Origin of the sequence: Nocardiopsis trehalosi NBRC 14201 (assembly GCF_001552555.1) — a bacterium.
Lineage (GTDB): Bacteria > Actinomycetota > Actinomycetes > Streptosporangiales > Streptosporangiaceae > Nocardiopsis_B > Nocardiopsis_B trehalosi.
Genome location: NZ_BCRK01000058.1, coordinates 24,818 through 30,817 on the forward strand (window position 1 = coordinate 24,818; position 6,000 = coordinate 30,817).

General features: G+C 76.2%; 8 protein-coding genes. 6 read left to right on the forward strand and 2 right to left on the reverse strand.

Annotation, left to right across the window (positions count from 1 at the left end; translation table 11 throughout):
* Nucleotides 1-276 precede the first annotated feature (276 nt).
* The 3 genes from NT8_RS12875 (at nucleotide 277) to NT8_RS31265 (ending at nucleotide 2,177) form a co-directional block, all read left to right on the forward strand.
* Nucleotides 277-1,266 carry an AraC family transcriptional regulator gene (locus NT8_RS12875; RefSeq protein WP_084468890.1) on the forward strand — a complete coding sequence of 330 codons (990 nt, stop codon included), beginning with the start codon at nucleotides 277-279 and terminating at the stop codon, nucleotides 1,264-1,266.
* A 344-nt stretch (nucleotides 1,267-1,610) separates the two neighbouring features.
* Nucleotides 1,611-1,799 carry a hypothetical protein gene (locus NT8_RS12880; protein ID WP_067968274.1) on the forward strand — a complete coding sequence of 63 codons (189 nt, stop codon included), beginning with the start codon at nucleotides 1,611-1,613 and terminating at the stop codon, nucleotides 1,797-1,799.
* Nucleotides 1,800-1,802: 3 nt separating this feature from the next.
* Nucleotides 1,803-2,177: a tail fiber domain-containing protein gene (locus NT8_RS31265; protein WP_067968277.1), complete on the forward strand. Its 375-nt coding sequence runs from the start codon at nucleotides 1,803-1,805 to the stop codon at nucleotides 2,175-2,177.
* 39 nt (nucleotides 2,178-2,216) lie between these two features.
* On the opposite strand, the gene NT8_RS12890 is transcribed toward NT8_RS31265, so the two are convergent.
* The gene (locus NT8_RS12890; RefSeq protein WP_067968280.1) at nucleotides 2,217-3,392 is read right to left on the reverse strand and encodes an aminotransferase class V-fold PLP-dependent enzyme; all 1,176 of its coding nucleotides are present in this window, start codon (nucleotides 3,390-3,392) and stop codon (nucleotides 2,217-2,219) included.
* Nucleotides 3,393-3,627: 235 nt separating this feature from the next.
* The gene (locus NT8_RS12895) at nucleotides 3,628-3,834 is read right to left on the reverse strand and encodes a DUF5957 family protein (RefSeq protein WP_067968283.1); all 207 of its coding nucleotides are present in this window, start codon (nucleotides 3,832-3,834) and stop codon (nucleotides 3,628-3,630) included.
* A gap of 469 nt (nucleotides 3,835-4,303) precedes the next feature.
* Here NT8_RS12895 and NT8_RS12900 point away from each other — a divergent pair, with 469 nt between their 5' ends.
* The 3 genes from NT8_RS12900 to NT8_RS12910 all read left to right on the forward strand — a co-directional run bounded on the left by NT8_RS12900 (nucleotide 4,304) and on the right by NT8_RS12910 (nucleotide 5,581).
* The gene (locus NT8_RS12900) at nucleotides 4,304-4,567 is read left to right on the forward strand and encodes a hypothetical protein (RefSeq protein ID WP_067968285.1); all 264 of its coding nucleotides are present in this window, start codon (nucleotides 4,304-4,306) and stop codon (nucleotides 4,565-4,567) included.
* Between the two features lie 259 nt (nucleotides 4,568-4,826).
* Entirely contained in the window at nucleotides 4,827-5,051 is a 225-nt protein-coding gene (locus tag NT8_RS29330) for a hypothetical protein (RefSeq protein ID WP_157515744.1), read from the forward strand.
* A 188-nt stretch (nucleotides 5,052-5,239) separates the two neighbouring features.
* Complete coding sequence (locus tag NT8_RS12910) at nucleotides 5,240-5,581, forward strand: hypothetical protein (RefSeq protein WP_067968291.1); 342 nt, start codon at nucleotides 5,240-5,242, stop codon at nucleotides 5,579-5,581.
* The last annotated feature ends 419 nt before the right edge of the window (nucleotides 5,582-6,000 follow it).

Below are 6,000 nucleotides of genomic sequence, written 5' to 3' on the forward strand. Positions count from 1 at the left end.
GACGTCGGCGGGCCCGGCGTCGGCGGGCCCGCCACCACCGGGTGGACGACGCGGACCACCGGCGACGCACCCGTGGTCCTCGGCGCCCTGGCCGAGGTGCCGGCCCCGGCCGACGAGAACGTGTGGCGCATCGACGTCTCCTCGCGTGCTGATTCGGTCGGACGCGGACCCCCATGGCCCCGTGCGGGGCGTGGGAGTTCCGGCACGGGGCCCAGTCTGGGCGGCAACGGCCGTAAGATCCATGAGTCCACGTCCGCGTCGACATAAGGAGCGTCCATGGACGAGGGCGGAGACCTGCTGGACGGCCTGTTGGAGCCGCTGCGCCTGCGCGGCGTGTTCCACAGCCGCTGGCACGCCCGCGCCCCGTGGGCGGTCGACGGCGAGCGCGAGGACGGGGCGATCCTGCACTACGTGCGGGAGGGGGCGTGCGCGGTGGAGCTGCCGGGCCGCGACCCGGTCATGCTGGGAGCGGGCGACCTCGCGGTCTTCCCGCACGGCACGGCGCACCGGATCGCCGACCGGCCGGGCCGGCGCGGGGTGCCCCTGGCCGAGGTGCTGCCCGGCCGGGCTCCGGGCGGGGCCCGCACGGTCGGGCTCGGCGGGGCGGGTGCCGCAACGGTGCTGCTGTGCGGCGGCCTGCACTACGACGCGGCGGCGGCCGCACCGTTGTACCGGGCGTTGCCGCCGGTGCTGGTCGTGCGCCACTCCGAGGTGGCCGCCGAGCCGCTGCTGGGCGGGACGCTGGAGCGGCTCGCCGAGGAGGCCGCCGCCGACCGCCCGGGGGGCCGGCTGGTGGCCCTGCGCGGGTTCGAGATGGTGTACGTCCTGGCGCTGCGCGTGGCGCTGGCGGCGGAGGGGGCCGACGCCCCGCTGCTGGTGGCGCTGCGCCACCCGGGTGTGGGGCGGGCGCTGGCGGCGGTGCACCGGCGGTTCGCGGAGCCGTGGACGCTGGCGGCGCTGGCCGCGCACGCGGGCATGTCGCGGTCGGCGTTCGCGGCGGCCTTCCGCGAACTGGTGGGTGAGCCGCCCATGCGGCACCTGGCGGCGCGGCGCCTCCAGGAGGCGGCGCGGCTGGTGTCCACCACCCCGCTGCCGCTGGAAGCGGTGGCCGCACGCGTGGGGTACGGGTCGGCGACGGGTCTGCACCTGGCGTTCCGCGAGCGGTTCGGCCGCACCCCCGGCTCCCTGCGCCGCGCCCCGGGTGGATACCCCGAATACCCCGAGCCGAGGCCGTCGGCAGGGGTGGGCCCCACGCGGACCGCCTGACCGTCCGCACCCCCTCCTCACGGAGACCCGCCACCCGGCAGCGCGCTCCCCCCGTTTCGGTGACCGTGCGGCTCGCGCGGCGGCGGCATACGGGGGACCGCCGTCGGCGGCCCCCCGGGGCCGCGCGGGCGTCGGACCCGGCCCGGCGCTCCGGTGCGGGTGGCGGTGCCGCATCCGGCGCCGGCGCCGGATGCGGTGGCGGACCGTGGCGGACGATCGCCGCAGGTGAGGCGGAACACGGGGGTGCACGGCGCGTCTCCATGACCTTTGAAACACCTGGAGTAGCCTCATGGTTGCACTCTGCGACCATCGGGTCGCATCCGTCTCGTCCGGAGGTACCACCCATGCGCCTACGCCACCGCGTCTCCGCGTTCTTCGCCGCCCTCGTCGCGGCCGTGGCCGGGACGGCGGCGACCGCCGCCCCCGCCCAGGCCGACATCCTCAACGACCTGTTGACCGGCACGCCGCTCGGCCAGCTCCTGAGCGACCGGAGTGTCAAGAGCGACGTGACCGCCGTCGACTGGAGCCGCTGACCCGTGGCCCGCCACACCGCGAGCCGCCCCGATGCGGGGGCGGCCACCGCCCCCGAGCCCTTCCACGTGGGCAACGTGAACGGCTTCGACGTCCTCGACCGGGTGGCCCGCCTGCCCGTCTCGACCTGGCGCTACGACAGCGAACCCGCGCACGTGCGCCACCTCGGTCCGATGGCGCAGGACTTCCACGCCGCGTTCGGCCTGGGCGACGACGACACCACGATCTCCGCGGTCGACGCGCACGGGGTCGCCCTGGTGTCGATCCAGGCCCTCAACCGGCTGGTGGCCGAACTGCGGGTCGAGGTGGTCGGGTTGCGGCGGGAACTGGCGGAGGCCCGCGCGGCCGCCCCGGGGAACCGCGCCGTCCACGGCGGCTGATCCCCGGGGCGGGCGCCGGGCGGCCGCCGGCGCGGTGCGTCAGCCGGCGGTCGCGGCCACCGCCGCGAGGGCGCGGTCGACGTCGTCGGGCGACACGAAGTAGTGCGGCGACGCGCGGACCACGCCGTCCAGGCCGCGCCGCGCCATGTCGATGCGGGTGGAGCCCGCCGTGCTGGCGGTTACGGTGACCCGCCGTTCGCGCAGTTCCGCCACCGTCGCCTCGGCGGGCACACCGTCGCGGGTGAAGGTGACGATCCCGCTGTGTTCGCGGCCGATGTCGTGGACGGTGACCCCGGGGAGCGCGGCGAGGCCGGCCCGCAACCGGGTGGCCCGGTCGGCCACGGCGGCCGCGATCTCCTCCTCCCCGAGGCCGAGGGCGTAGCGCGCGGCGGCGATGAGGCCCAGCCGCTCGGCGACCCCGTACTCCCACAGCTGGTGGACCCGGGCGTCGGAGCGCAGCCGGTAGGTGCCGGGCGACTCCCAGGGGGCGCCGGAGTGGTCGACCAGCCGGGGCCGCAGGCGCTCGGCGGCCGCGCGGCGCACCGCGAGGAACCCGGTGCCCCGGGGGCCGCGCAACCACTTGCGGCCGGTGCCCGAGAGCATGTCGACCCCCGTCGCGTCCATGCGCACGGGGAGCTGGCCGACGCTCTGGCAGGCGTCGAGCAGGACCAGGGCGCCGGCCTCGTGGGCGGCGTCGACCACCTCGCGGACCGGGTTGACCAGCCCGCTGTTGGTGGGGGCGTGCACCAGGGACACGAGCCGGACCCGCTCGTCGAGCGCGGCCCGCAGCGCGGCGACCGACAGCGCTCCGTCGGCGTCGGAGGGGACCGTGTCGACGGTGGCGCCGTTGTGCTCGGCCAGGCGGAGCAGGGCGACGGCGTTGGCTCCGTATTCGGCCTCGCCGATGAGCACCCGGTCGCCGGGGCCGATCGGCACCGCGTCGACCAGGGACAGCCAGGAGCGGGTGGCGCTGTCGGTGAACGCCACGTCCTCCGGGTCGCAGCCGAGGAGGTCGGCGAAGACCCGGTACCCCGCCTCCAGGTCGTCGGCGCGCTCCTGGGCGGCGCGGTAGCCGCCGACCTCGGCCTCGCGCCGCAGGTGGCCGATGACCTCCTCCAGCACGGGGCCGGGCGGCAGCGACGAACCGGCGCTGTCGAGGAAGACGCCGTCGCGGCACCCGGGGGTGTCGGCGCGCAGCGCGGCGAGGTCGAGCATGGGGCCTCCCTGGGGTACGGGCACCGCCCGTCGTACGTCGCGGGGAGGCTACCCCACCGATCGGCCGCCATCACGGGCCCACCCGGCACCGGCCGCCGCTCTGCCCGCCGCCGCACGCGTGCGGCCCGCCGTTGACGGGCGGCGGGCGGCGGGCAGAGCGGCGGCCGGTGGAGTGACAGCGGGGCCGCACCGGGACAGTGGCGGCGGGCGTGGCCGTCCGGAACCAGGCTCGCCGTCACTCGACGCGGCGCGACCGGCGCACCCTCCGGTACACCAGCGGGGCGACGACGGCGCCGACCACCGCGGCGCCGATCGACAGGTAGGGGATGCCGACCGGTTCGCCGAGCGCGAGCAGGGACGCGATACCGATGACCTCGGCGATCACGAAACCGGCGAGGAACCCGCCGATGACGCCGAGGACGACGGTGAGGGCGATGCGCATATGCGCCTCCAGGGTGCGGGTGCGGGCGGCCGCGGCGTGCGGACGCCCGCGGATGCGTGGGCGGCGCCAGGTTAGGAACACGGAACCGCGCCGGGCGTCCGTCCGGCGGCGCGCCCGCCGTACTCCCCCCGGAGGTAGTCGCGGCCCCCGCCTCCCCCCGGGGATGTACCGGCCCCGCGCCCCGGCGGATCCGGTCGAGTCCGTGACCGCCACCCTCGATCAGGGCGGCCAGGCCGGACGGCCGGGACGCCCGTCCGCAACGCCCGGCGACGGGGGCACCCGGGCAGGCCTCCCCGCCCGCGACCGCCCGCCGACCCACGTCGACCACCCAATGAATCGAAACGGCCACATGCGGTCACAAATCCATGGACGTGGGGCGAACCCCGTCCCTCGGCGGCCCTCACCCGGAATCCTGGCTGTCCCTGCCATGAGGGAGGAGGAGTGGATTCGGTGACGGGCATGGTGACGAGTGGCGCGACATCACGCGCTGATCGCCGGCGTGGTGGCCGTGGTGTCGGCACTGGCCGTCTGCGGCGCGCATCTGGTGTGGCCCGCTCGCACGCTCGATGCCACGGACCTCGACGCAGCGCTGCCGACCGAGTGGGACCTGCCCACGTCCATCCTCCGCAACGGGCTCATCGGCGCCCTGTCGACGCCGTCCGACAACGATGAGGGCCGCACCGAGGCGGGCGCGCGGGCGGGAGCCCGCGACGGCACCGGCTTCACGCTCTGACCAGCGATACCCAGGCATTCCCCACCCCACAGGAGACCTTGTGTCCATTCGCCCGATCGCCGTCGCCGCCCTCCTGACCACTGTGCCTTTGGTCGGCTGCGGCGCACCGCCGGAAGGCCCGGGGGTCGAGACCTCGCCCACCGCCTCTCCCTCGCCTTCCGCCTCCGCCTCCCCATCGCCTTCGCCTTCGCCGTCACCGGTCACTCCGACCGACGGCACGGACCTGTCCGCCTGCTCCGACGGCGAATGCGAGGTGGAGGTGAGCCCACCGGCGGAGTTCGAGATCGAATCGGAGCTGGGACCGGCCACGCTGACGGTCGACTCGACCACCGGTGAGCAGGTGCATTTCCTGCTCGCCACGCCCTCAGGCCTGGCAGCGGAGTCCACCATCGCGCCCGGAGGCGGGTTCGCCTACAACGACGTCGCCATCGAGGTGCCCTACGTGGCCGATGGCAGCGCGGTCGTGCGGATGGCACGGGAATGACGGCCACGACTCGGTGCGGTGCGTAGCCCCCGCTCACCGGCGCCTGCGGCGGAGAAGAAACCCGTCGAACAGCGGAAGCCTGCCGACGCTATGGCCGCCGCCTCCGATGCGGGCCACCGCCCACCCGCGACCGTGGACCTGGTGACGGGAGCGCGCCAGGACGCCCGTTCTGCCGCTTGGAGGCGTCTATGCCCGTCCTCGCCGGTGCCACGACCACTCCCGGGGCGGGGGCCGGCTCCTTCACCCATGCCCTGCAGGGCGCCCCGACCGCGGCCGCCCCGTCCGACACCAGCCCGCTGCTGTGGGCGGCCATGGTCGGCGGGGCCGTGCTGGCCCTGGCCGCCGTGCTCGTCGCCGTCAGCGGTGCCGGCCAGAGGGCGATCCAGGCCTCGGCCCCCGAGGAGGGCCACTGCCCCCGATGCGCGGCGGGCCGCCACACCATGTACCTCACCGGCGGGCTGTTCGCGGTGGCGGCGCTGGCCGTTCGCGCCTGCGGCCAACGCGCTGCATCTGCTGTACCGGTGCCGTGACTTCTATCGGCAGCGCGGCGAGCCCCAGCGGCGCGGCCGCGCCAGGGCGGGAGCGGCCTTGGCCAGCCGGGCGGCTGCCGGCTGGCCAGGGCGCACCAGTACCTCCAAGTGCCCGAAGGCCGCGACCTCGGCGAAGCGGTCGTCGGCCGAGGCCACCAGGCACTCCCGCCCGCCACGGTCGTGGACGTAGCGAACGTGGTCGATCAGCCCTCGGCGTTCCTGGGAACACCGTCACCTTTCCGTTCCGCCCTGAAATGGGCCGCCCTGTCATGGCGCGGCCGCGCGGTGGGGGACGGTGCGGACGTCAGCCGACCACGAGCACCAAGGCGCCCCGCGCGCGCAGGTGGCGGGCGGCGCGGGCCATGTCGGTGGCGCGGCGGGGCGGGTAGACGGCGGCGACGGGCACCCGCAGGTCGCCA

Bases quoted from the DNA above. Each gene is read 5' to 3' on its own strand.
- NT8_RS12890 (WP_067968280.1), bottom strand. From the start codon at position 3,392: ATGCTCGACCTCGCCGCGCTGCGCGCCGACACCCCCGGGTGCCGCGAC.
- NT8_RS12910 (WP_067968291.1), top strand. From the start codon at position 5,240: ATGCCCGTCCTCGCCGGTGCCACGACCACTCCCGGGGCGGGGGCCGGC.
- NT8_RS12880 (WP_067968274.1), top strand. From the start codon at position 1,611: ATGCGCCTACGCCACCGCGTCTCCGCGTTCTTCGCCGCCCTCGTCGCG.
- NT8_RS12895 (WP_067968283.1), bottom strand. From the start codon at position 3,834: ATGCGCATCGCCCTCACCGTCGTCCTCGGCGTCATCGGCGGGTTCCTC.
- NT8_RS12875 (WP_084468890.1), top strand. From the start codon at position 277: ATGGACGAGGGCGGAGACCTGCTGGACGGCCTGTTGGAGCCGCTGCGC.